Origin of the sequence: Arthrobacter sp. ISL-30, from assembly GCF_018613855.1 — a bacterium.
In the GTDB taxonomy this organism is placed as follows: Bacteria; Actinomycetota; Actinomycetes; order Actinomycetales; family Micrococcaceae; genus Arthrobacter.
In genome coordinates this window covers 1-25,497 of record NZ_JAGGPK010000021.1, presented here as the reverse complement: position 1 = coordinate 25,497, position 25,497 = coordinate 1, and the positions used below count along the sequence as shown (strand labels likewise).

General features: G+C 63.8%; 20 protein-coding genes and 3 pseudogenes. 13 read left to right on the top strand and 10 right to left on the bottom strand.

From position 1 onward, the window contains the following. Window positions 1-96 precede the first annotated feature (96 nt). Entirely contained in the window at window positions 97-933 is an 837-nt protein-coding gene (locus J7E82_RS09120; RefSeq protein ID WP_214862294.1) for a hypothetical protein, read from the bottom strand. A 229-nt stretch (window positions 934-1,162) separates the two neighbouring features. On the opposite strand from J7E82_RS09120, the gene J7E82_RS09115 reads away from it, so the two are divergent. Further along, window positions 1,163-4,570 (top strand): DEAD/DEAH box helicase, encoded by a 3,408-nt coding sequence (locus J7E82_RS09115; protein ID WP_214862293.1) that lies wholly within the window; start codon window positions 1,163-1,165, stop codon window positions 4,568-4,570. Between the two features lie 25 nt (window positions 4,571-4,595). Here the strand turns inward: J7E82_RS09115 and J7E82_RS09110 are convergent, their stop codons facing one another. From J7E82_RS09110 to J7E82_RS09085, 6 genes and pseudogenes are all read right to left on the bottom strand, one after another. Continuing rightward, window positions 4,596-5,018: a heat shock protein transcriptional repressor HspR gene (locus J7E82_RS09110; RefSeq protein ID WP_214862292.1), complete on the bottom strand. Its 423-nt coding sequence runs from the start codon at window positions 5,016-5,018 to the stop codon at window positions 4,596-4,598. 31 nt (window positions 5,019-5,049) lie between these two features. Next, complete coding sequence (locus J7E82_RS09105; protein ID WP_214862291.1) at window positions 5,050-6,030, bottom strand: DnaJ C-terminal domain-containing protein; 981 nt, start codon at window positions 6,028-6,030, stop codon at window positions 5,050-5,052. A gap of 164 nt (window positions 6,031-6,194) precedes the next feature. Then, window positions 6,195-6,872, bottom strand: coding sequence for a nucleotide exchange factor GrpE (locus J7E82_RS09100; protein WP_214862290.1), 678 nt, complete (start codon window positions 6,870-6,872; stop codon window positions 6,195-6,197). Between the two features lie 2 nt (window positions 6,873-6,874). Continuing rightward, entirely contained in the window at window positions 6,875-8,758 is a 1,884-nt protein-coding gene (gene dnaK, locus J7E82_RS09095; protein ID WP_214862289.1) for a molecular chaperone DnaK, read from the bottom strand. Between the two features lie 253 nt (window positions 8,759-9,011). Beyond that, window positions 9,012-9,848, bottom strand: a complete 837-nt coding sequence (locus J7E82_RS09090; RefSeq protein WP_214862288.1) for an oxygenase MpaB family protein — start codon at window positions 9,846-9,848, stop codon at window positions 9,012-9,014. Between the two features lie 40 nt (window positions 9,849-9,888). After that, window positions 9,889-10,037, bottom strand: a pseudogene (locus J7E82_RS09085) (TetR-like C-terminal domain-containing protein); the annotation flags it as partial. Window positions 10,038-10,251: 214 nt separating this feature from the next. Between J7E82_RS09085 and J7E82_RS09080 the strand changes: the two are divergent. The 11 genes and pseudogenes from J7E82_RS09080 to pabB all read left to right on the top strand — a co-directional run bounded on the left by J7E82_RS09080 (window position 10,252) and on the right by pabB (window position 21,053). Continuing rightward, window positions 10,252-10,914: a hypothetical protein gene (locus tag J7E82_RS09080; protein WP_214862287.1), complete on the top strand. Its 663-nt coding sequence runs from the start codon at window positions 10,252-10,254 to the stop codon at window positions 10,912-10,914. A gap of 66 nt (window positions 10,915-10,980) precedes the next feature. After that, window positions 10,981-12,222: a pyridoxal phosphate-dependent aminotransferase gene (locus tag J7E82_RS09075; RefSeq protein ID WP_214862286.1), complete on the top strand. Its 1,242-nt coding sequence runs from the start codon at window positions 10,981-10,983 to the stop codon at window positions 12,220-12,222. A gap of 30 nt (window positions 12,223-12,252) precedes the next feature. After that, window positions 12,253-13,359, top strand: a complete 1,107-nt coding sequence (locus J7E82_RS09070) for a hypothetical protein (protein ID WP_251041668.1) — start codon at window positions 12,253-12,255, stop codon at window positions 13,357-13,359. A 75-nt stretch (window positions 13,360-13,434) separates the two neighbouring features. Beyond that, complete coding sequence (locus J7E82_RS09065; RefSeq protein ID WP_214862285.1) at window positions 13,435-14,250, top strand: methyltransferase domain-containing protein; 816 nt, start codon at window positions 13,435-13,437, stop codon at window positions 14,248-14,250. Between the two features lie 136 nt (window positions 14,251-14,386). Continuing rightward, entirely contained in the window at window positions 14,387-14,746 is a 360-nt protein-coding gene (locus J7E82_RS09060; protein ID WP_214862284.1) for a YciI family protein, read from the top strand. Between the two features lie 3 nt (window positions 14,747-14,749). After that, the gene (locus J7E82_RS09055; protein ID WP_214862283.1) at window positions 14,750-16,027 is read left to right on the top strand and encodes an RNA polymerase sigma factor; all 1,278 of its coding nucleotides are present in this window, start codon (window positions 14,750-14,752) and stop codon (window positions 16,025-16,027) included. A gap of 48 nt (window positions 16,028-16,075) precedes the next feature. Continuing rightward, window positions 16,076-16,531, top strand: coding sequence for a hypothetical protein (locus J7E82_RS09050; RefSeq protein ID WP_214862282.1), 456 nt, complete (start codon window positions 16,076-16,078; stop codon window positions 16,529-16,531). A gap of 72 nt (window positions 16,532-16,603) precedes the next feature. Then, a complete protein-coding gene (locus J7E82_RS09045; protein WP_214862281.1) occupies window positions 16,604-17,227 on the top strand; it encodes a LysE family transporter in 624 nt (207 codons plus the stop codon). A 155-nt stretch (window positions 17,228-17,382) separates the two neighbouring features. Next, window positions 17,383-18,132, top strand: coding sequence for a hypothetical protein (locus tag J7E82_RS09040; protein WP_251041667.1), 750 nt, complete (start codon window positions 17,383-17,385; stop codon window positions 18,130-18,132). Window positions 18,133-18,318: 186 nt separating this feature from the next. Further along, window positions 18,319-18,858: pseudogene (locus J7E82_RS09035) on the top strand (low molecular weight protein-tyrosine-phosphatase); the annotation flags it as partial. A gap of 98 nt (window positions 18,859-18,956) precedes the next feature. Next, complete coding sequence (gene pabB, locus J7E82_RS09030) at window positions 18,957-21,053, top strand: aminodeoxychorismate synthase component I (protein ID WP_214862279.1); 2,097 nt, start codon at window positions 18,957-18,959, stop codon at window positions 21,051-21,053. A 3-nt stretch (window positions 21,054-21,056) separates the two neighbouring features. Here pabB and J7E82_RS09025 read toward each other — a convergent pair whose 3' ends face one another. Both J7E82_RS09025 and cls read right to left on the bottom strand, forming a co-directional pair. After that, entirely contained in the window at window positions 21,057-22,697 is a 1,641-nt protein-coding gene (locus J7E82_RS09025) for an NCS1 family nucleobase:cation symporter-1 (protein ID WP_251041666.1), read from the bottom strand. Window positions 22,698-22,734: 37 nt separating this feature from the next. Continuing rightward, on the bottom strand, window positions 22,735-24,210 hold the full coding sequence (gene cls, locus J7E82_RS09020) for a cardiolipin synthase (RefSeq protein ID WP_214862278.1): 1,476 nt from the start codon (window positions 24,208-24,210) through the stop codon (window positions 22,735-22,737). 111 nt (window positions 24,211-24,321) lie between these two features. On the opposite strand from cls, the gene J7E82_RS09015 reads away from it, so the two are divergent. Then, window positions 24,322-25,254 (top strand): aminodeoxychorismate lyase, encoded by a 933-nt coding sequence (locus J7E82_RS09015; protein WP_214862277.1) that lies wholly within the window; start codon window positions 24,322-24,324, stop codon window positions 25,252-25,254. Between the two features lie 68 nt (window positions 25,255-25,322). Here the strand turns inward: J7E82_RS09015 and J7E82_RS09010 are convergent. Further along, a pseudogene (locus J7E82_RS09010) lies at window positions 25,323-25,497 on the bottom strand (IS30 family transposase); the annotation flags it as partial.

Here is a 25,497-nt window from a genome sequence, read left to right as displayed (position 1 = left end):
CGTTGCCGTGGAAGCCGCGAAAAGTGAGTGAGCGTCAGGGGTGGGAGGCCGAAAAGTGAGCGAGCGCCGTCGGGCGGGAGGTACGCGAGGGGAAGCTTAGACGGCGGCGTCTTCGAATTCGACTGCGGCGATGATCTCCTTGGTCTCAGGATGGATCATGAAGGCCTCGTCTTCGTCTTCCAGCATGATGTAGTCGCCGTGGTCAGTGGCGAAGTGCCAGGCAAGCACCTTTTCGCCATTGTGCTCGTAGTTGGGGTCGCCCATTGTGATCTTTTGGAGGGAGTAGCCAGCCACGTCGCAGAGCTCGCGGATGATGACCTCGAATTCCGGAGCATTCTCCAGTTCCTCGGCCTCGGCCTCCGCCCGGCGCTCGTCAAGGTTCGGGATGAGGGCCACCCGCTGGGCGATATGCGCATTCAACTCGTCCTGCCCGAGCAACAGCAAGCCCTCCTGCCCACGGACGTAGGCAGCATTCAGCGCGATGATGTCCTCGGTCTCCAGGAGGGCCTCGAACTCACCGTCGGGCTCGTCCAAGCTCGTCACGGCCTCGGGCTGCGGCTCCGTTTCATCAAGGTCGCCGTCGAGGTAGGTCTCCGCGTCATCTTCGGAGAGCGAGTCGAAAGCGGCCGCGGTGCGGTTGAAGAGCTCCAGATGCCGGGTGGCGCCCATCGCCTCCAGGCCTTCCCGCACCAGCTGGTCCATCTCTTCGCGCTCAGGCGCGGTGAAGACATACTGCGCGAAACCGCCGGACAGCGCCTGTGTCAGGTAGAAGTCCACGTAGTAGCTGCGCAGGGCGGCCGGCGCGATTTCTTCATCGTTGAGGAGCTCCTGGTACATCTGGTTCACTACCGTCACGTTGGCGTCCACAACATCCTCGTTGCTCGCCTCGTTGATGTCCTTGGGCAGAACGACGGGGTACTGACTGCTGGTCATGGGAAATCCTCACTGCTGAACGCTGGTGGTGCTCCGGACTCCTTCAACGTACGCGCGGCACCGCCCCGGAACTTTAGGTTCAGGTGAACGTCAGGCGAAGTTTCGCGGGCGTCCCCGGAAACCCGACGGAACGTGAGGGAGGAACGGGGGTGGGACGGCGGGAAGTGAGAGACGGCGGGGAGGCTGACTAAGATTGATCAGATAGCCTCCATCCGAAAGTAGTCCACGCATGCCTGCCCACTCAGACGACAACTGGGAACTGGCTATACAGACACCTGCCATCAATGACCGCTCCCTCGCGGCCGGACTCGCCTATGCCATGGGCAGCAGGGTCAGTGGAATTACGTTCGATGCTGGCACAGGACTGTTGATGGGCAAGGTCCGTGGCACGGCACCCACACCGTATTCGACGTCGGCCAAACTGGTCCGCCGGCAGGGCGGCTGGAGCTGCACAGTGGGCATTTGCAGCTGCCCGGTCCGGAAGGACTGCAAGCACGTCGCCGCGCTGCTATTCACCGCCGAAGACCATCCCACCGTGAGGGCCCAACTGCTGGCGCGCTCCGACGTCGCACAGACGTCCAGCCAGGCGGCCGCCTTGGAACGGCCCGCCTGGGAGCAGGCACTCAACAGGCTGATCACCAAACCGGCAGCCCCGGCCCAAGGTACCGGTGTCCCGCTGGCCCTCCAGTTCGAGGTGGAGGAACCGGCGCCGCACTTCTCCTACACCGGCCGGCGCGACCCCCTCCGCAGCGTCCGCCAGCTCAAGGCCCGTCCGGTGATGATGGGCGCCAAGGGCAAATGGATCCGCGGCGACGTTTCCTGGAACAACCTGAGCTACCTTAGCTATCGCCGTGAATGCAACGAGACGCACATTGAATGGATGCAGCGCTTCCTCGCGGCCCATGCGTCGACGGCGGGACGCCCCGCACCCTCCGGCAATATGTGGCTGCCGTTGAACGATTTCGCCGACAAGAACCTCTGGGCCCTGCTCCGTGAGGCCGACCAGGCCGGCATCGCCCTGGTCCACACGGGCGGCAGTGAGCCGGTCCGCGTTTCCGGCGAGCCCGCCGTCGTCGGCCTCAGCCTCGCGCGGCACCCGGAAGCCAAGAACGACGACGGGCTGGAACTCGCGCCGGCAATCGCCGTGGGCGACACTTCGGTGCCGCCCGAAACCATGGGCGTCATAGGACGCCCGGCGCACGGTATTTTCTTCACGTCCCCGGCGTCGGAGAGCCTGCCTGGAATGGCGGCCGAGGAAAACCTCATCACCCTGGCGCAGCTGGAGGGGGAGCTTAGTGATGAATTGCTCGACTTCGTCAGCGCCGGCGCTCCCCTGAAGATCCCTGCCCGCGATGAATCCCGCTTCCTGACTTCCTACTACCCCAAGCTCCGGCAGGCGGCCAGGGTCACCGCCGCCGATGAGTCCGTGGAACTGCCTGTCCTCGCCGTGCCCACACTGTCCCTGCTGGCCCACTACGGCGCCGACCACCGGGTGCGGCTGCACTGGGAGTGGCACTACAAGGCTGGCACCCTGGTCACGGCGCAGCCCCTCTGGCGGCACCCGGATGACCAGGGCTACCGGGACGACGCTGAGGAATCCCGGATCCTGGAATCGGTCGGCCGTCCGTGGGACGTGGTGCCCGCGCTCGGCGAATCGGCCAGCCGCGGCTGGGGCACTGCACGCCTCGCCTCCAACGTGGAGCTCGACGGCCTGGACACCCTCGCCTTCACCGAGGAGGTGCTGCCCGCGCTGCGCGAACTCCCCGACGTCTCCGTCGAAACCACCGGCGATATGGCCGACTATCGGGAGGCGTCCGAGGCACCAGTGGTGTCCATTTCCACGAAGGCCACGGACAGCCGGGACTGGTTCGACCTCGGGATCGTCATCACGCTCGAAGGCGAACCTGTCTCCTTCGCCGCGGTCTTCTCAGCACTGGCCGCGGGGCAGACCCGCATGCTGCTGCCCAGCGGGGCCTACTTCTCGCTGGACCTCCCGGAGCTGCATCAGCTGCGATCGTTGATCGACGAGGCCCGTGCGCTCCAGGACAATCCGGACAGGCACGGCACGCTGCAGATCAGCCGCTTCCAGGCTGGGCTGTGGGATGAATTCGCGCAGCTTGGCATCGTGGACGAACAGGCTGCGGCCTGGCGTGAGGCTGTGGGCGGCCTGCTCGATGACGGCGTGACCGGGCTGCCGCTGCCGGCCGGCCTTAACGCCGAGCTCCGCCCGTACCAGCTGGAGGGCTTCAACTGGCTCAGCTTCCTCTACCGCCACAACCTTGGTGGAATCCTGGCGGATGACATGGGCCTGGGCAAGACCGTTCAAGCCATCGCCCTGATCTGTGCGGCGAAGGAGGCGGCTGCTGGAGACGATTCATCCGGTCAGTCGCGGCGCCGTGCTCCATTTTTAGTGGTGGCCCCCACCAGCGTTGTGGGCAACTGGGCTGCCGAAGCCCAGCGCTTCGCCCCCGGCCTCACAGTCCGGACCGTGAGCGAGACTTTCGCCAAGAGCGGCGCCGATCCGCTTCAGGAACTGTCGGGCGCCGACGTCGTAATTACCTCCTACGCACTGTTCCGGATCGATTACGAGTCCTACTCCCAACACAGCTGGGCCGCCCTGCTGCTGGACGAGGCGCAGTTCGTGAAGAACCACCAGTCCAAGGCCTACCAGTGCGCCCGGAAGCTGCCGGCCCGGTTCAAACTGGCCATCACAGGCACCCCGCTGGAAAACAACCTCATGGAGTTCTGGGCCCTCACGTCGATTGTGGCGCCAGGCCTGTTCTCGAGCCCGCGCCGTTTCGCCGAGTATTACCAGAAGCCAGTGGAGAAGAACGGCGACAAGGGGCAGTTGGCGAAGCTCCGCCGTCGGGTCCGTCCGCTCATGATGCGCCGCACCAAGGAGCAGGTCATCAACGACCTGCCGCCCAAGCAGGAGCAGGTCCTCGAAGTAGTGCTCAACCCGAGGCACCACAAGGTCTACCAGATCCACCTGCAGCGCGAACGGCAGAAGATCCTGGGCCTGATCGATGACGTGAACAAGAACCGCTTCACGATCTTCCAGTCGCTGACCCTGCTGCGGCAGCTAAGCCTGGACGCCTCACTTGTGGATCCGGCGCTCTCCGCGGTGCGGTCCAGCAAGCTCGATGTCCTGTTCGAACAACTGGAAGACATCATCGCCGAAGGGCACCGGGCACTGATCTTCAGCCAGTTCACTGGATTCCTGGGCAAGGTCCGGGAAAGGCTTGACGAAGAAGGCACTGAATACTGCTATCTGGACGGCAGTACCCGGAACCGGGCCGACGTCGTCAGTGAGTTCAAGAACGGCAGCGCCCCTGTGTTCCTCATTAGCCTCAAAGCCGGAGGCTTTGGCCTGAACCTGACAGAGGCCGACTACGTGTTCCTGCTGGACCCGTGGTGGAACCCGGCCTCCGAGGCACAGGCCGTCGACCGCACACACCGGATCGGGCAGGCCCGGAACGTCATGGTGTATCGGCTGGTCGCGAAGGACACGATCGAAGAGAAGGTCATGGCCCTGAAGGCGAAGAAGTCACGGCTGTTCGCCGACGTCATGGAAGGCGATGCGCTCTCCGGCGGCGCGTTGACGGCGGAGGACCTGGCAGGGCTGTTCGCAGAATAGGAGCGGTTGAGGGCTGGGCTCCGGCTTAGGGCTGGAGTCCCGGCCGCCAGATCACGACTGCCTGCGACCGCGCCCGCGGCCGCTGCCCGCGGGCAAGGGTGACGACGTCGCCCGCGGGGCCTGCCGCGAATATCCGGGCATCGAGCGGATCCCGACGGCGTGAAAGCTCCGCGGTCAGTTCCTCCACCCGGCGCTGCAGCGAGGCCACCTGGTTCTCGAGCTCCAGGATGCGCCGGATCCCCTCCAAGGAGACACCTTCCTGGGAAAGCCTCTGCACTTCGCGGAGCATGTCGACGTCGCGCTGCGAATAGCGGCGCGACTTTCCCGGGGCACGGCTTGGCGAGACCAGGCCCAAACGGTCGTACTGGCGCAGCGTCTGGGGATGCATGTCCGCCAGTTCCGCGGCCACCGAGATGACGAAGATCGGCTGGTTGATGTCGATTCCCAACTCTCCGCCTTCCTGTTCTTCCAACTGCCTGCTAAAGCCGCGCCTTGGCGGCGAGGTCGCGGCGCGGATCGGAGTCGGCCGTGGCCGCCGCGAACGCCTTGACCGCGTCCTGGGCTTCCTTGTTCAGGTTCTGCGGAACGGCGACGTCAATGGTCACCAGGAGGTCTCCGGTACCTTTGGCGGTCTTCACGCCGCGTCCCTTGACCCGCAGGGTCCGCCCAGAGGGCGTGCCAGGCGGGACACGGACAGTGACGAAATCGCCGTCGATCGTGGGCACCTGGATGTTGGCCCCGAGGGCCGCCTCCGCGAAGGTCACCGGGACATGGATGCGGATGTTGTCCTCATCGCGGGTGAAGAACGGATGCGGTTTGACGCTCACGGTAATGATGAGGTCACCGTTTCCTGCCGGGCCAGGATTGCCCTTGCCGCGCTGGCGGACCTTCTGGCCGTCCTTGATACCGGCGGGGATCTTGACGTCGATCACGTTGCCGTTGCTTTCGCGCATGCTCACCGTGGTGCCGTGGATGGAACCAGCGAAGGAAATGCTGGTGGTCGCGGTGCGGTCCGAACCCTTCTGCGGGGTGCGCTGGAAGCCAGTGGGTGCCCCTGCGCCACCGAAGTTGGTCCCGAAGATATCGGCGAACTCCGGCGGAATTCCGCCGGCTGTGCTGAAGCCGCCCGAATGCCGGCCTCCGCCGCCGGTGAAGAGACCACCGAAGAGGTCCTCGAAGCCGGCGCTGCCGCCTGGCCCTGCGCCGCCCGGTGCAAAGCGCGCGCCGCCCATAGCCCGAATGGCGTCGTACTGCTGGCGTTCCTCCGGATCCGAAAGGACGGAGTAGGCCTCGGAAATGTCTTTGAACCGCTTCTCGGCCGCGTCGTTCCCCGAGTTGGTATCCGGGTGGTACTGCCGGGCCAGCTTGCGGTACGCCTTCTTGATGTCGGCGTCGGAAGCGTCCTTGGCGATACCAAGGATCGCGTAGAAGTCTTTGTCAACCCAGTCCTGGCTGGCCAAGGGCGTTTCCTTTCTCGTTCTGTCTTGCGTCGCGCTACGCAGAGCATGGGCCCCCGCCCCTACGCGTGGCGGCTTGGTCCTTTGGACCAAAGCCGCCACGCTCCGATAGGTCCGATGCCACTCCCGGGGCCCATGCTCTGCTTCGCGCTTGTGGTCAGCTCACCTTACGCCGGAACTGCCACGATCACCTGGGCAGCACGCAGGACACGCTCCTTGGAGCGGTAGCCCGAGCGCAGTACCTGGCTGACCGTGTCCACCTCGATGTCCTCGCCTGGCTGCTGGATGAGGGCTTCGTGGATGTTGGGGTCGAATTCGACACCCGTGTCCGCGATCCTCTCCAAGCCGTACGTCTTCAACGAGTTCTCCAGCTTGGCTGCGATCGAGGCGAAGGGTCCGTCCTCGAGGTCGCCGTGCTGGCGGGCGGCGTCGATATCGTCCAGCACCGGGAGCAGGGAGTTCAGGACGCCGATGACGGCCATCTCCCCTGCCACGGCACGGTCGCGTTCGACTCGCTTGCGGTAGTTGACATACTCAGCCTGCAGGCGGAGGAGGTCATTGCGAAGCTCCGCGACCTCCGCCGTGTCCGCGCCTCGAGCTACCGATTCCTCGGCCGGAACCTCAATGCGATTGAGGATTTCCTCTGCCTGGGAAAGGGCGTCACCTTGGGCGGACGCTTCGTTTCCAGCAGCCGGGGCTTCGGCAGGCTCGGCCACCCGTTCATTGTCCGGGTGCCGGGCGGCGCCGGTGTTCGGGTCAACCTTGCGGTTGTCCCGAATCACCGGCTTCTGCGGCTCGTTGCCTTCGGAACGCGAGTGCTCTGAGTCGTTGCCGTGATGGGGCATGGCTACTTCTTCTCGTCTGCTTCTTCGTCGATGATCTCGGCGTCGACAATGTCTTCGTCCGAGGCTGCCTTGCCGCCGCTTGCGGCGCCACCTTCAGCACCCTGGGCACCGGCAGCGCCTGAACCGTCAGGGGAACCGGCCTGGGCGTAGATGGCCTCGCCTAGCTTCGTCTGGGAAGCCTGCAGCTTCTCGAATGCGGACTTCACAGCGGCGTCGTCAGTGCCTTCGAGCGCCTTCTTGAGGGCGTCGACGTCGGCCTTGACCTCAAGCTTGACGGCTTCGGGCAGCTTGTCGTCGTTGTCGGCGATCAGCTTGTCCACCGAGTACGCCAGCTGCTCGGCCGTGTTGCGGGTGTCGGTTGCCTCGCGGCGTGCCTTGTCCTCGGCTGCGTGCTCCTCGGCGTCGCGGACCATACGCTCGATGTCTTCCTTGGATAGCGCCGTGCCACCGGTGATGGTCATGGACTGTTCCTTGCCGGTGCCCTTGTCCTTCGCGGAGACGTGGACAATACCGTTGGCGTCGATGTCGAAGGTGACCTCAATCTGCGGGATGCCGCGCGGGGCCGGAGCGATGCCGGTCAGCTCGAACGTGCCCAGCGGCTTGTTGTCGCGGGTGAATTCACGCTCGCCCTGGAAGACCTGGATGGCCACGGACGGCTGGTTGTCGTCAGCAGTGGTGAAGGTCTCCGAGCGCTTGGTCGGGATAGCCGTGTTGCGCTCGATCAGGTGCGTCATCACGCCGCCCTTGGTCTCAATACCGAGGGACAGCGGGGTGACGTCGATCAGCAGCACGTCCTTGCGCTCCCCCTTCAGGACACCTGCCTGCAGGGCTGCACCAACGGCAACAACCTCATCCGGGTTAACGCCCTTGTTGGGCTCCTTGCCGCCGGCAAGTTCCTTGACGAGCTCGTAGACGGCGGGCATACGGGTAGAACCGCCCACCAGGACGATGTGGTCGATGTCGGAAACCTTGATACCGGCTTCGGCGATGACGTCGTGGAACGGCTTCTTCGTGCGGTCCAGCAGGTCCTTCGTGAGGTCCTGGAACTTCGCACGGGTCAGCTGCTCGTCCAGGTGCACCGGGCCGTCAGGAGTGACTGAGAGGTACTGCAGCGAGATGTTGGTGCTGGTGGAGGAGGACAATTCCTTCTTGGCCTGCTCCGAAGCTTCGCGGAGGCGCTGCAATGCGATCTTGTCCTTGGAGAGGTCGATGCCCTTGACCTTGAGCTGGTTGAGCAGGTGCTCGACCACACGGTTGTCCCAGTCGTCACCGCCGAGGCGGTTGTCACCGGCGGTGGCGCGCACCTGGATGGTGGAGAATTCGTCCTCATCCTTGCCGACTTCCAGCAGGGAGACGTCGAAGGTACCGCCGCCGAGGTCGAAGACGAGGATGAGTTCGTCTTCCTTGCCCTTGTCCAGGCCGTAGGCCAGGGCCGCAGCGGTGGGCTCGTTGACGATACGCAGGACGTTCAGGGCCGCGATCTCGCCGGCTTCCTTGGTGGCCTGCCGCTCGGCGTCGTTGAAGTAGGCCGGAACGGTGATCACGGCGTCGGTGACCTTTTCACCCAGGTAGCTCTCGGCGTCGTTCTTCAGCTTCATGAGGATACGCGCGGAGATTTCCTGCGGGGTGTACTTCTTGTCATCGATTGCGATGCTCCAGTCGGTGCCCATGTGGCGCTTGACCGACGTAATGGTGCGATCGATGTTGTTGACGGCCTGGCGCTTGGCGATCTCGCCAACCAGGACCTCGCCGGACTTGGAGAACGCCACCACGGACGGCGTGGTGCGGCCACCTTCGGCGTTGGCGATTACGGTGGGCTCGCCACCTTCCAGCACGGAAACCACGGAGTTGGTTGTTCCGAGGTCAATACCTACTGCACGTGACATATTTGTTGCTTCCTTTCAAAGGCCGACGTTCGAGAATGCACCCGACGATGGTCCGCTTCCCGGGTGTCAGGAACCGGGTTTGCCGCCGGGGTCCACCCAACATTCGGCTAGTTGAGCGTCCTGCACTCAACTGTACTCGGGGTCGAAAATAAGTCAAACAAAGTTGAGCGTAGTCCGCTCAACTTGATCTTTGATGCCGGGATTATTGGCTTGTTTCCGGGGTCTTTGGCGGGTTTCGCCGATCGTGAACTAATCAGACGGCGCTGCCGGCACCAATCCGGCTGTCGGCGGCCACTTGGCTGCCCGTGCCAATCCGGCTGCCTGTGCCAAGCCGGCCAAGCAAGTAATCCTTGAGCCCGTGCCGAACCCTCCGCGGCAGCCGGGGATACACCGCGGCGAGCAGGCGCATGACCGTCAGGAAGCGTCGACGGCGGCGCTCGTCCCAGGGCAGGCCGAAGTCGTCTCGCAGCCGCTCAGGCAGGAGCCCGGCACTGAGAAGGCGGGCCATTGGCATCGCGAGCCTCATGGGAAGGGGCGCCATGATTGGATAAAGGAGGTCCCGCGCAATCCCGCGAGCGACGTCGTCGGGCTCCAGCTCGCGAAGCCGACTTTCCCAATACTCCCGGAACGCCGCGCGGTCGGCCGGCCACAGTTCGGCGGGAAGCTGCAGCGCTGTGCCGATTTTCGCGTACTCCCGATAGATCGAATCCGCCGCGGCATCCTCGAGGGGCCCGTGGATCTGCTCGTACACAGTGACGGCGGTGTCGTACAAGGTTGCGGCCACCCACAGCTGCGCTTCCCGATCAAAGGCGTTATAGCCCTGGGATTGATGGTCCGGGGTACGCCGGACGGGGGCATGGGCGCGATTCACCCTCCGGCGAACGGTTGCCAGTTGCTCGTCGGAGCCATAAACCACCGCATAGACGTAGGTCATGGTGGCTTGGAGCCGGTCGAGGGGCCGCTCGGCAAAATTGCTGTGTTCGGCTACGCCGTGCCCCACGGCGGGGTCGGCAATCTGGAGAAGGATGGCACGTCCGGCGCCGGCAAGCAGCACGCCTTCGGCGCCAATGTCAGCAAGACCTCGGATCATTCAGACACCCTACCTGCATCGGCACCCACCCTTCGCCAGGCTAGAGCCCAATGATGCCGTCGAGCACAGCCAACTGGTGCTCAAAAAGCTCGTCCCGTGCTGAGAAGGTGCCCGGTCCGTATTGGCCAAAAACCTCAAAACTGATGGCCCAAATACCGACGTCCACACGAGCACACCGCGCTCGATGAGGCTGCTGCGGCAACAGTCGCCTGGTGGCGTGCTGAAGAGGCGGCTTCGACGGCGACGACCGCAGCGGCGTCAACGTCAGTGCGCTAAGGGGAGGCGCGCGTTACGGTGCCTTCAATGCGGTCCCCTTACTCTTGGCAGCGGTGACGTGCGGGCAGCCGCCGGAGTAACGTAAGGGGCATCGGCTCCTGACCATTTTGCAGACTGGAGCGTCACCGTGGGAATTGTGCGATCAGCGTTGACCGAGCTGCTCGGGATACTTTCCAACGCCGCTTCCCCGGAATCAGTGCGCTTCGACGACGGCTCGCAAAGCGACGACGGTTCCTCGCCGGATGCCCCAGTCACGGTCCGGGCAGTCGCCGTCAACAGGGTGGGACGCTCGCGCAGGGCCGATGCAGTCCTCGACCTCGAACTTAAGGTCGCCGTCGAATGCCATGGGCCGAAGCAGTTGGACGTCATGGAACAACTGCTTATGGCCCTGGAACACAACAGCCAGTACTCCATTGTGTCCAAGGGCGAGTTCGAGCCGGGAGAATACCAAGCCAGCATTCGACGGGGCATGGGTTTCCTGGTGCGGGTACCGGTGGCCTTGCGCTTCGACGAACCTGCCGGTCCGCCGGTCCTCGAACCGCTCGTCGCAACCACGAACGTGCCCCGCCGCATTCATGGCCGGCTTGTGGATGTCCATAACAAGGGCATCCCCAATGCCTACATCCGCGCCCATTCGTCCGCCACCGCCGTCGTCAGTGACGCCACTGGCCACTTCGAGGTCCTGGCCTCGGCTGACGAAATCCAGCACTTTGCCGTGGCAGTCCGCGGCACGGAACGTGAGGTCTCTGCCAGTACCGGCAGCCTGCCGGTCATCCTCCGGTGGGAATGAAACGGAGCGCACCATGGGCGACTATCCGGGTGCGTGCATAGCCATCAACCCATGAAATGATTGAGCATGCGCCCGATGCAACACTCCAGCAAACTCCAGAACGTCCGCTACGAACTCCGCGGCCCCATCCTCCAGGCGGCCAAGACCATGGAGGCCGAGGGACACAGGCTCCTCAAGATGAACCTTGGGGATACCGCACCGTTCGGGCTGGAGGCGCCGGAGTCCGTCGTCGTGGACATGATCCATCACTTGCGGGGCGCACAAGGCTACAGCGATTCCAAGGGCATCTTCACCGCGCGGACCGCGATCTCGCAGTACTACCAGACCAAGGGCCTCATGACCATCGGCGTGGAGGATATCTTCCTCGGCAACGGCGTGAGCGAACTGATCTCCATGACGCTGCAGGCCTTTATGGAGAACGACGACGAGGTCCTCATCCCCGCCCCGGACTATCCGCTGTGGACTGCGGCGGTTACCCTGACCGGCGGGAAGCCCGTGCACTACCTGTGTGACGAGAGCCAGCAGTGGTGGCCTGACATGGCCGACGTCGAGGCCAAGATCACCGAGCGCACCCGGGCCATCGTGATCATCAACCCGAACAATCCCACCGGCGCCGTCTACCCGCGGCACATCCTGGAACAGTTCGCGGAGCTCGCGCGCAGGCATGACCTCGTCCTGTTCTCCGACGAAATCTACGAAAAGATCCGCTACGAGGACGCCGTCCACATCCACACAGCCGCAGTGGCGGACGACGTCTGTGTCCTGACCTTCAGCGGTCTCTCCAAGGCGTACCGCATGCCTGGCTATCGTGCTGGCTGGGTTGCAATCACTGGCCCGCGTGTGGCTACGGCGGAATACCGGGAGGCCCTCGAACTGCTCGCTTCGCTGCGGCTCTGTGCCAATGTCCCGGCACAGCATGCCATCCAGACCTGCCTGGGCGGCTACCAGAGCATCGAGGAACTCATCCGCCCCGGCGGCCGGCTCCGCGAGCAGCGGGACCTGGCGTGGAGGCTCCTCACCGCGATCCCCGGAGTCAGCTGTGTCCCGGCGGCTGGAGCCATGTATCTGTTCCCCCGGCTGGACCCCGAAATCTATCCCATCGAGAGCGACGAGCAGTTCGTCATGGACCTGTTGCAGGAGCAGAAGATCCTGGTTTCGCATGGCACAGCCTTTAATTGGCCGGTCCCGGACCACTTCCGCTTCGTGATCCTGCCCGCGGTGGAAGACATCGAGGAGGCCGTGCGGAGAATCGCGTCGTTCCTGGCGGCCTATCGGCATCGGGCTGTCACGCCACAGCCGATCGGCTAAAGCCACAGGGGCGGCGCAACAATCCGGAAGATGGCCAGGATGATCGACACGGCACGCGGCGACGTTAAGACGAATAGATTCCGCGATCTGGTGACGGAGCTGCTGGGTCTATGGCTGCTGCTGGCCGTTTTCCTGGACGGCTGGGCACACCTGAACGTCCCTGGGCTGGAGACGTTTTTCACGCCCTGGCACATGGCTCTTTACTCCGGCATGGCAGTCACGGCACTCTGGACGGCCGCGGTGATCTGGCGAAATCGGACGCCGGGACGGCCGCTCCGGGCATCCATTCCTGCCGGCTATCGGGGGACGGTGGTGGGCGTAGTCCTCTTTGCCGTTGCCGGCGGCCTAGACTTGCTATGGCACGAGACCCTGGGCCTCGAGATATCCCTCGATGCCCTGGTCAGTCCGACGCACCTGTTGCTGGGGTTCAGCCTCTTCCTTATCCTGGGCACCTCGGTCCGGAGCGCACGGTCGGCCGGCCGGGCACGTTCAGCCGGCCGGGCTGGCGATTTTGAGTGGACGACGGCGGCGCTTCTCGCCGTCGTCCTGATGACCGGGCTGGGTGCATTCTTCCTCATCTACTGTTCGGCCTTCGTCCGGTTGGGGCCGACAGCCCTCTTCATCCCCATGCCGGTAGATAGTCCCGGCCGCATACAGTCGGAGATGCCGGTGGTCATCAGCCTGGCAAGTTACCTGCTGACCACCGCGTTGATCGTCGCTCCCTTTCTTTTTACGCTGTCCGCGGCCAGGCGCCCTCCGCGCGGGGTTGTCACGATGCTCGTCATGGCTGTCGCCTGGCTGCCCGTCGGGATGGTGGGCTTCCGCCCCACGACCGTCGCCGGAGCTGTCGGAGCAACTGTGGCCGCAGTCGTAGCGGATCTCGTGCTTACCTGGCTGCCACGGGTCTGGCTAAGCCGACGGCTGCCCGCGGTCACAGCAGGACTAGCGGTGCTGGTGTGGACGGGCCAACTCGTGGCCTTCGCGCTGGCGGACGGCATCCACTGGCCCGTATCGCTCTGGCTGGGGGCGGTGGTGCTCAGCGCAGCGGCAGCCGCGGGCCTTGCCCTCCTTAGTACCTGGGCCCCTGCAGCACAGTCCGGTTCGGCGGACGCGGGATCGGCCGGCGCCGGTGGATGATTCCGGGCAACACCACGGGCAGGCCGGACGCGCAGCTTCATCCCAAGGGAGCACGACTGGGGGTAGCGTTTCCCTATGAACGCGCAGAAGCCTGAAGACGTCTACACCCACGGCCACCACGAGTCCGTTGTGCGGGCCCACGCTTCAAGGACGGCGGAGAATTCCGCGGCCTTCGTGATCCCGCATCTCACCCCAGGCACGTCGGTGCTCGACGTCGGCTGCGGGCCGGGCAGCATCACATGCGATTTCGCTGAGCTCGTGGCCCCGGCCAAGGTGATCGGGCTCGACCGTTCGGCGGATATCGTGGGCCAGGCGTCCGAGCTGGCGAAGGAGCGCGGCGTGGAGAACGTCGAGTTCCGCACCGGCAACATCTACGACCTCGACTTCGAAGACGAATCGTTTGACCTGGTCCATGCCCACCAGGTGCTGCAGCACCTCACCGATCCCGTGGCCGCACTGCGGGAAATGCGGCGTGTTGCCAAGGCCGGAGCAATCGTCGCCGTCCGCGACGCGGACTTCCATGGCATGAGCTGGTACCCCGAAATTCCGGAACTGGACGAGTGGATGGAGCTCTACCAACGGATTGCCCGGAAGAACGGCGCCGAGCCCGACGCCGGCCGGCGGCTTGTGTCCTGGGCGCAGCAGGCGGGCTTCACCGACGTCGCACCCAGCAGCAGCAACTGGCTCTATGCCACCGTGCAGCAGCGGCGGTGGCAGGCTCGCGTCTGGGGAGAGCGCGTGCTGCACTCGGCTTTCGCGGAGCAGGCCCTCAAGTACGGCTTCGCCAACGAGGCCGAGCTGGCACGGATCGCAGCGGGCTGGCACCGCTGGGGATCCACCGACGACGGCTGGTTCCTGATCCCCAACGGCGAAGTAATTGCCCGGGCCTGACCGCCTTCGGCTGGGGACGTTTCGGAAGAATTTTTCGGTGCGGAACCTTTTCAGCTGCCGTGTCGAAATCCGGGCAACAGCTCCGACCCATTCATGAAGGCATCCACAGGGGAGGCCCCTTCATAAGGAGTTCGAGATGAAATACATGATCATGATGTTCGGTTCGGCCGAGGGCATGATGGAAACTGCCGACCCCGAATGGGTCAAGGAAATGATCGGGTTCATGACCCAGATCGACAAGGATCTGAGCGACTCCGGCGAGCTTGTTTTCAACGCCGGCCTCGCCGACGGCAGCACCGCCAAGCTGGTCAAGCAGACTCCCGACGGCGTCATCACCACCGATGGGCCGTACGCCGAGTCCAAGGAGTCCCTGATCGGCTACTGGGTGGTTGACGTAGCCAGCGAGGAGCGGGCGATCGAGATCTGCTCCAGCATTGTGAAGTATTCGGGAGTGGTGGAACTTCGCCGCGTCCCTGACGGACCGCCGGAGGTCTAGCCTATGGCTGGTGCTTCCGGAACCGCTCCCGCCGACACTTTCGAGGACCTGCTGCGCACCCTTGCGCCGCAGGTCCTTGGGGTGCTCGCCCGGAAGTATGGCCAGTTCACCGCCTGCGAAGACGCCGTTCAGGAGGCGCTCCTGGAAGCAGCCCTGCGTTGGCCCTCCGAGGGGCTGCCTGCCAATCCGAAGGCATGGCTGCTGACCGTTGCCAGCCGGCGCCTCGTGGATGAGTGGCGCAGCGAAAGCGCCCGGCGGGACCGCGAGGAGCGCGCCGCAGCCCTCGAACCACTACCTGTGAAAGCCGACGACGGGGCGCTAGGCGAGGTCGATGCCCAGCCAAGCGTCGGCGTCGATGACACCCTGACGCTCATCTACCTGTGCTGCCATCCGGCCCTTTCCGCTCCGTCCCAGCTGGCACTGACGCTCAGGGCAGTAGGAGGGCTGACGACGGCGGAAATCGCCAGCGCCTTCCTGGTCCCCGAAGCGACCATGGGCCAGCGCATCAGTCGGGCGAAGCAGGCCATCCGGAAGGCCGGCGCCCGGTTCGAGCCGCCGCCGGAATCCGAGCGGCAGGCGCGGCTCGGCGTCGTACTTCACGTGCTGTACCTGATCTTCAACGAGGGCTACGCCGCTAGCTCGGGCCCATTGATGCAGCGCCAGGAGCTCACTACCGAGGCGATCCGCCTTGCCCGCGTGCTGTACACCCTCCTCCCCCACGAACGGGAGGTGGGCGGATTACTGGCCCTGATGCTGCTGACGGATTCCCGCCGAGCCGTGCGGGTGGATTCGGATGGCCTGCCGGTGCCCCTCGCCGAGCAGGATCGCGGCCTGTGGAACCGCGACCAGATTGGGGAGGGGCTTGCCTTGCTGGCGTCAGTGTTGCGACCAGGACAGGCCGGCCCCTACCAACTCCAGGCGGCCATCGCTGCCGTGCATGCCGAGGCTGCCACAGCAGAGGAAACAGACTGGACGCAGATCGTCGCCCTCTACACCGTCCTTGAGGCGATGGCGCCCGGTCCCGTAGTGACCCTCAACCGTGCCGTTGCTGTTGCGATGGCATCGGGACCGCGTGCCGGCCTGAGCCTGCTGGAGGGGCTGGATGATGACCTGGCGCAGACACACCGGCTCGACGCCGTTCGCGGACACCTGTTGGAGATGGCCGGCGATATCAAAGAAGCACGCCTGTGCTATATTAAGGCCGCCGGCAAGACCGCGAGCCTGCAGGAGCGGCAATACCTCCTGCTGCGGGCGACGAGACTTGGTGATTTATCCACATAGCGATGCCCGGCTGTTCACCGCTCGAAGGGCCGGGAATAGCCTCGAAGCATGATTATCCAGGCAGGTTTTGACTTTCAGCTTATCGCCCGGCCCTTCATAGTCCCGGACGGGTACCTCCTCCCCCGGCTCGTCGTGATGGGCCTGGACAGTGAGATGCAACTGGACACCATTGAAGTCGTCAGTGACGAGTTTGCGGGGACCTTGGAACCTTTTCGCGATGCGATTCTGAACGCATTCGATCCCAAATGGACCAAGTACTTCGCGATAGCCCACGCCGGAATCTGGTGCGAGAACAGTTATGACGATCCGATCCTCGTCGAGGCGCGGCTTCTGGCGGAAGAGACGGAGAAACAGGGCGTCCACATGATTGGCCACTTTGGCATCGATGAAACCGGATACATGTCCGCAATGGCGCATTCCTATTTTGACCAATATCCGTCCCACAAGGATCTGCCCCGGACCATGACCCACTGGGTGCATTCGAAAATCGGCGTATGCGGTTAAGATTCCCGGCATCCCTTTCAGCTGGCGGCACCTCGTCACCGACCACTGCAGGAACGGGCATAAGCTTGATCGGTGCAGTTTTCGCTTTGGCTGGCCCTCCTCGGCGCCGGCGCCCTGATCAGTTTCACACCCGGAGCCGGGGCCATCTTCACCATGAGCAACTCGCTGAACTCAGGCTTCCGCCGCTCCCTCTGGGGCATCCTGGGCCAGCAGGCCGCCCTGGTAATTCACATCCTCATCGTGGCGCTCGGCGTCGGCGTCCTGGTCTCGGGCTCTCCGGTGGTCTTCAACGTCATCCGCTATGCAGGCGCGGCCTACCTGGTGTATCTGGGTATCCGCCAGTTCCTGCACCGGCCGGACCTGGACCACGAGACTGTGGAAGCCCGCCGCAACGAGCCCGCCCTGTCGATGTTCCAACGAGGCGTATGGGTGAACCTGCTCAATCCAAAGGCGATCGTCTTCTTCCTCGCCTTCGCGCCCCAGTTCATCCGCCCGGAACAGCCCCTGGCCCAGCAGTACGTTGTGTTCGGTGCGACAGTAGTAGCAATCGACGTTGCGGTTATGTGGTTCTTTTTCGCCCTTGCCGCCCGCTCCTTCCAGCGTTTCACACACAATGAGCATGGCCAGAAGGTCCTCAACCGGATCTTCGGCAGCCTCTTCGTGCTGGTGGGCATCCTGCTGGCGATAATCCACTAGCACACCGGGAAATACGGATACTAAGCACCCTTGCTAGTCATATCCAGCCGGCGTTAGGTTGAAGTTAGACCAAAAGGTCTACAAATGCGCTCACCCAAGTCCGGAAACGGACCCGGCTGGATCAATGAAAGCGAGGGCGCCTGATGAGAAACGCAATGAGTCATAAAGGCAGGCAACACCGCCATGACCGCGACCAGGATGGGATCCCTGATGCCAGGGACTCGCGGGATGACAGCGTGATCAGTGCCCGGCGCGAGGACACAGGTTACGTCGCCGACACCGGAAGCTACAACACTGGGGCCATGGCAGCCCAATCGGACGCCGCAACCCGAGAAACTGTCATTGCCCGGGAAAAGGAGCAGTTTGGGGGCATCAAGATTGGCTCGGCCTTCTTCGGCTGGCTGACGGCCACCGGAATGGCTGTGTTGTTGACGGCCATCGTGGCAGCGACAGGGACGGCAGTCGGTCTCGCCACCAACACCAACGTCGCCGATATAGTCAATCAATCGGAGGCTGTTGGCCTCGTCGGAATCATCGTGCTTCTGGTGATCCTGTTTATCTCCTATTACTCGGGTGGCTATGTAGCCGGACGGATGGCACGGTTCAATGGCGCCAAGCAGGGGTTCATGGTGTGGCTGTGGGCAGTTATTGTGGCGGCGCTCGTAGCCCTTCTTGGCATGATTGCCGGACAGCAGTTCAATATCCTCGAGAGCCTCAACAGTTTCCCCCAGATCCCGTTGAATGAGGGACAACTCAATGCCGCCGGCGTCATCTCTGCAATAGTGGTGGCGGTGGTAACCCTGGTCGGCGCCATTCTGGGCGGTTTGGCCGGCATGCACTTCCACCGCAAAGTGGACCGAGCAGGATTCACTCCACCGGACGGATACGACACCCGCGAACCCTGATCCGCTCGTCGCGGACAGTTGCGCTAAAGGGGTACACGAAGGCATCCGCATCGTCGGGAGAACCCAACGATGCGGATGTTGCGCGCACTGACGTGGAGGGACGCAAGCCGACATAGAAGGCAAATAATCCCCAATCAGACAAGTCTGTCTAGCCAAGAGGGGGTCGAATCATCCATGCTTGCTTGCATGTACTCAGCGTCGAGCCCATACCGGATCATCACCGTTTGTACCGGCAATATTTGCCGGTCACCTATGGCGCAGTTCATGCTGACCCAGGCGTTCAAAGCCGCCGGTCTGGAAAATGAGGTCGTGGTGGATTCGGCAGGGACTACGGCCTACGAAGCAGGGCGTCCCATTGATCCCAGGGCGGCAAGGATCCTCTCTGCAAACAAGATTGCATTCAAGCAGCATGTGGCGCGCGAGTGGCGTCGGGACTGGTTCCAGGACCGGGATCTCATCCTGGCCCTCGACGTCGACCATTACGGCTGGCTGCGCGAAGCCGCCCCGGACGACGAGTCGCGCGAGAAAGTCCGAATGCTGCGCAGCTTCGACCCCGCCGTGGCGGAAAAGGATGTCCTTGACCAGGGCATCGAAGACCCCTGGTACGGCGGACACACGGACTTCGACAATTCCTGGCAGCTGATTCGGGCGTCGGTTCCAGGCATCATGGAGCATGCCAAGGCGGAGTTGGAGGCCCGCCGGAACCGCAACGAGCGGGATCGTGCTCAGGAAAGCGCTCAGGACAGCGCTCGGGACAGCGGCGAGAACCCCTACGACAACGGCGACGACCGAATGGATCAGGCGCAGCAGGTACGCTCTATTTCATGAGCCCCACACCTGTGATCATCGCGATCGATGGACGATCCGGCGCAGGAAAGACCACCCTCGCCATCGAACTCGCTGCCAGGCTGCGGGAGCACCACAAGGTTTCGCTGTTCCACTTGGAGGACATCTATCCCGGCTGGAACGGGCTCGTCACCGGAGTCGAACGCTATATCAGCACTGTGCTGGCACCCCTACGGCGGGGTGAATCCGCCGAGTGGGTGAGCTGGGACTGGGACATGCACTACGACGGCTCCCTCCGTGTCACGCAGCCGGCAGAGATTGTCATCATGGAGGGCGTCGGCGCCGCCTCAGCCGGCGCCAGGCCCATGTTGGACGCCGTCATTTGGATGGAGGCCTCCGACGAGGACAGGCGAACCAGGGCCTTGCACCGGGACGGAAGCAGCTACGAACCCTATTGGGATACCTGGGCCGTTCAGGAGCAGGAGTGGCTGGATGCCGACAACGTGGCGGGCAATGCCGACGTCGTTGTTCTCAACAACGACAACGACAACGCGCCCGATGACGTTATGCAGGCCATGAAATATATACCTGGCCTGGCACCCGTCCTGATCCCGGAGCTGTTGGCGCGCAGCGGCCTGCAGCTGCGCTCGGAGCGCATCGAGGCTTCCCCTGACGCAGCCGACCTTTACCGTGAGCTTTTCGCGAATGCCAGGAACGCCGTCTGGCTCGATTCCTCCAATGCCGACACCGGATCCTCGGCGGAGCAGGTGCCCGGGTATGCGGCAGGAAACACGGCGGCCGATGGTGCCGCAGAGCGCAGCAGGTTCAGCGTTTTGGCGGACGACGGCGGCACCTTCGGGCAGTCGGTCCGCCACTCCTCCGGCACAACCCACGTGACCGCAGGCTGCGCCACGGTCTCCCTTGAGGGCCCCTTCTTCCGCTGGTTGGAAAGCGTCTGGGGCAGGCGAGCCGTGAAGGCCCCTCGCGGCTATGCCTGCCAGTTCACTCTTGGTTGGCTGGGCTACCTCGGGTACGAGCTGAAACGGGAAACCGGGGGCAACGATGTGCTCGCCGAAACGCCGGATGCTGCCCTCATCTTCGCCGGCCGCGCCGTAGTGATCGACCATCATGACGGTGCCGTCTGGCTGCTTGCCCTGGAAGCTCCCGACGCCGATGCCTGGCTTGGTCGGGCACGGCAAGCCGTGCGCTCGGCCGCTGGCCGGAACGACGAGTCGCTTCCGACGGGCACCGGGGAAGCGGATCTCGCGCCCGGGCTGCCGCTCCGTTTCACCAGCACCGATTCCGAGGCGTCCTACAAGGGCAAAATCGCCCAGGCCCAGCACGAGATCGCCGAGGGCAACTCGTACGAAGTCTGCCTCACCACAACCCTCCGCGCCGAAGATCCCGGGATCGACCCCTGGGGCAGCTATCTTGCGCTGCGTCGCAGGAATCCGGCACCGTTCGCCAGCTACCTCAGGTTGGGTGGAGTCACGGTGGCCAGCACCTCTCCCGAACGTTTTCTCCGTATCGCCTCGAACGGCAGCATGCGCGCCGAACCTATCAAGGGCACCCGGCGCAGGGCCACTGATCCGGGGGAAGATGAGCGCCTCCGGCACGAGCTGGAGTCCTCAGCCAAAGATCGTGCGGAGAACATCATGATTGTGGACCTGCTGCGCAACGACCTAAGCCATTTCGCCGTGCCTGGCTCGGTGACCGTCAGCAGGCTGTGCGCGATTGAAAGCTATGCGACCGTGCATCAGATGGTGAGTACCGTTGACGCCCAACTGCGTCCCGGGGCTCCTCGGGCGGAGGCTGTCGCCGCAGCCTTTCCGGCGGGATCCATGACGGGAGCGCCAAAGATCAGCAGCATGGACATCCTGGACCGACTCGAGGACGGACCGCGCGGGGTCTACTCCGGCGCGATCGGCTACTTCTCCCTCAATGCGGCGACAGACCTCGCCGTGGTGATCCGGACGCTGGTGATCAACTCGGAAGGCGGGGGGCCCGGAACACTGACCCTCGGCGTCGGCGGAGCCATCACCTCAGATTCCGAACCGCACGAGGAGTATGAGGAAATCCGCACCAAGGCGTTCGGTGTCTTGTCAGCCTTGGGAGCGGAGTTCCCGGCAGGCTAGTGTTCAGTCGTGGACTTCGGTCAGCGCCCGTTTGGTCCGGGCATCATCGCGTGTCAGGAAGAAATAGATGACGCTTGCAAGCAAGGCCCCAACGAACCATGAGTACGGGCCCAGCCCGGAACCTCCCGGCAGGAAGTTCTGCAGCGCGGGCACGAGCGCGAGAACGCCCGCGACGACGGACGCCGGGATGAGCGCGGCAATCGCCTTGAGATTCCAGCCCTTGGTATAGAAGTAGAGCCCATTCTCGTCTTCGTGGTACAGGTCGGAGACCTTGCACCGCTGGTGCCTGATCCGGAAGAAATCGGTGAAGATCACGCCGAAGAGCGGGCCCAGCAGGGCGCCAAGGCCGCCCAGGAAGTACACGATCACGATCGGGCTGCTGAAAAGGTTCCACGGCAGGATGACGATCGCAAGCACGGCGCTAATCAGCCCTCCGCGGCGGAAATCGATCCGGTGCGGCGCCACATTGGCCAGGTCATAGGACGCGGAGACGAAGTTGGCTACCACGTTGATGCCGATCGTGGCCACGACGAACGTGACGGCAGCGATGATGGTGATGAAGGGATCGTTGATGGCTTGCACGATCGCTACGGGGTCCGTGATGACGGCGAACATGTCCTTCCCCCGGTACTCCTCCTCCGTGAAGTAGGAGGCCGCGCCCGCGGTAACCACCACGGTGACCAGGGCGAAGGCGATGAAGTTCACCGGCAGGCCGAGGAAGTTGCCGCGCACGATCGTCCTGCGGTCGGGCGAGAATCGCGAGAAGTCGCAGAAATTGAGGAGCAGCGCGGAGAAATAGGTGACGGTCAAGGCGATCGCGGCCAGGAACTGTGCCAGGGCGGCGGGGCCGTCCAGGGGCGCGACGCCTGGAATGGAAAGACTGAACCTGTCACCCGCCTGCACCAGGATGTAAATGGCCAGCGCAAACATAGCCACCCAAATGGCTGGCCCCGCCCAGTCCTGGAACTTCCGGACTGTCTCCATGCCTCGCCTGATGACGAGCAACTGAACCGCCCACAGGACCAGGAACGCAGTCCAGCCAATCGGCGTCAGCCCCAGAATATGGGGCACTTCCGGTCCCTCCAGCGCAGCCAGTTCCGGCCACACTGAAAACAGCAGGACAAGGACGGCCTCCGAAGCGAGCCAGGTCTGGATGCCGTACCAGGCTATGGCGATCAGGGCCCGCACAAGGGCAGCCAGGTTGGCGCCGAAAAGTCCGAAGGACATCCGCGCAAGGACGGGATACGGCACCCCGGTTTTCTGGCCTGCCGTGCCCGCGAAGTTCATAAGGAAGTAGACCAGCGTGATGCCCAGGACCAGGGCCAGGAAGACCTGCCAGCCGACAAGCCCAGTGATGAACAGTCCGGCGGCGAAGGTATAGCCAGCGATGCTGTGAACGTCGCACATCCACAGCGCGAAGAGGCTGCGGACCTTCCAGTTCCGCTGCCGTGCCGGAGCCAGATCCGCATTCCAAAGCCGGTCGCTGACGATGCGGCCTTCCGCCAGGATGCGTACCTTCTCCGGAAACTCCGCGACCTGCTCAGCGGTTCCGTCCGCAGTTCCGTCACCGGGCGACGGGGTCGCTGGGGATTCGTCTTTCAGGCCCATGATGTCCTCCGCCCTTCGAAGCGAATTCTGCCTCATTACAGAATCGTCCTATCGGAGCCGGATGAACAGTGCCCTACTGCAGCGTGGCGGTCAGCCGCGCGACGTTGTCCACGTACTTCGCCGCCATTGAGCGGCCCAGCCAATCTTGGAGAGTGAGTTCAGTGGAGGATTCGCGATAGGTGGATTCGACAGCGCGCATCCGGTCCACCGTTTCCGCTCCCAGGAGCATCACCGACACCTCCATGTTCAGCGAGAAGGACCGCATGTCCATGTTGCTGGAACCGAGAACGGCCACTTCCTCGTCAATGGTGAAGTGCTTGGCGTGCAGCACGTAGGGCGCCCGGTACAGGTAGACGCGAACCCCAGCCTCCAACAGCGCCTCATAATAGGAACGCTGGGCGTGATGGACCAGGAACTGGTCGCCCTTTTCGGACACGAACAGTTCGACGTCGACGCCGCGTTGGGCCGCCGTCGTAATGGCATACAGCAGGGAGTCGTCCGGGACGAAGTAGGGGCTGCAGATCGAAATGCGGTGCTGGGCTGAGTAGATGAGCGTGTTGAACAGGCGCAGGTTGTTTTCGGTGGGGAATCCCGGTCCGCTGGGAACCACCTGGGCGGTGACCCTTCCGGGAGACGCGTCAGCGGGCAACTTCAGCTGCGTTTCAAGGGATTCGTCGGTTTCGCCGAGCCAGTCAGTGGCGAACACAACGTTGAGGGTAGTGACGATGGGCCCTTCAAGCCGAGCCATCAGTTCTACCCATTTCCGCCCCGCCTTCCGATGCCGTGGATTGTTGTAGGAAGGCTCCACCAGGTTCTGCGAACCGGTGAAGGCGATTTCGCCGTCGATCACCAGGATTTTGCGGTGGTTGCGGAGATCCGGCCTGCGCCACTGGCCATGAATGGGGAGCAGGGGGAGCATCCGCCGCCACTGGATGCCGCTCGCCTTGAGGCGACGCACCAGCCGCCTGTACCCCTTGATTCGGAGGGTTCCGATGTGGTCGAAGAGCACGCGGACCTCGACCCCGCGCTGCACGGCCGCTTCGAGCTCGATAAGCAGGTCGTCGGTGACGTAGTCGCTGCTCATGATGTAGAACTCTGCGTTGATGTAGCGCTTCGCCCCGCGGACCGCCTCGGTCATCGCTTTGATCGATTCCTGGTAGCCAGGGAGCAGCTCCACGGTATTGCCGTCGACCATGGGCAGTGCGCCCAGGCGGCGGTTTAGTTCACTGGCCGAGGTCACCCATTCCGGGCCCCCATACGTACTTACGGCGTCGGCCAGGTCCGATGTGCCGGCCCGGACACGCTCGTTGACTTCCTCCAGTTGCTCACGCCGACGACGGGACAGGCGGAAGTTGCCGAAGAGCAGGAACAGGATCAGGCCAAGTGCCGGGAGGAAGAAAATTCCCAGCAGCCAGGCCATGGCCGTGGTGGGGCGACGGTTGCCGGGGATGATGCCTACCGCCAGCACACGGATCACGAGGTCGGCCGCCGTGAGCAGCAGGATGAGCCACGAAGGCAGGGTCCCCGCCAGGGGAAAAGGCCACAACACCGAGCAAACCCCCAATTCCGTCGATCACAAAGTTCCAAGGCAATAGTGAGGCCAGCCTATCCCGCCATACGGAAGCTCAACTGCGCGGCAGCACGCCACTAAGCTGGGAGCATGACTTCTCCTGCCCCCACTACTGTGCTCGTATTCCTCGATCCGGACTTCGAAGACGGCAGGATTGCCGATGCCAGCCAACCCCAGCTCATGGCCACAGACCTCGGAGCGACTCGCGGCGATGGCGTCTTCGAGTCGCTGCTCGCAGTGGAGGGCAGGCCACGGAAACTGCAGGCGCACCTGAACAGGCTCGCCAGCTCCGGCCGTGCCCTTGACCTGGAGATTCCGGACCAGGACACTTGGCGACGGGCCATTACGACGGCCATCAACGAATACCGCTTCGTGAATCCCGCGCCTTCCCCTGCCGAGGACGAAGTGGTCATCAAACTCCTAGTTACGCGCGGCGTCGAAGGTGCCTCAATGCCGACCTGTTGGATACAGGCCTCGCCTACCCCGGCAGTTGGACGCCGCCAGCGCGAAACGGGGATCGACGTGATCCTCCTGGACCGCGGCTTCGATAGCGAAGCGGCCGAGCGGGCTCCCTGGCTGCTGCTCGGCGCCAAGACCCTCTCCTACGCCGTCAACATGGCGGCACTGCGCTACGCCCACAAGGAAGGCGCGGACGACGTCATCTTCACTTCCAGGGACGGCCGAGTGCTGGAAGGCCCGACCTCAACTGTGCTGCTCGCCCATGTGGAGAAGTCCGACGACGGCACCACAGTTAAGCGACTCATCACGCCAATGCTGGACAGCGGCATCCTGCCGGGAACGTCGCAGGGCGCGCTCTTTGCCGCGGCGAAGGACGCAGGCTGGGAGCTCGGGTACGGGCCGCTGGTGCCCAAGGACCTGTTCGACGCCGACGCCGTCTGGCTGATCTCGAGCATTCGCCTGATCGCTCCCGTCAATCACATCGATGGCAAGGAGATCGGGACCCCGGCCGTGAGGAAACAGCTCACAGCGGAGCTCAACGAACTTTTCGCGGGCATCGAGTAGGCCCAAGTAACTGGCAGTTGTTGTCGTTTGAACCCGGCGGAGTCAAGTAGTCGGGGCAACGCTGGGGTTTAGGCTGCCAGCAGCAGTTCGTTGAGCCGGTTGGCTGGGGTTTGCAGGTTCAGGGTGGGCCGGGGCCGGCGGTTGAGTGTGGCGGCGACTCGGCGGAGGTCTTTCGGGGTGTGGACGGAAAGGTCGGTGCCCTTTTCGAACCAGAACCTCAGGAGCCGGTTGGTGTTCTCGTTG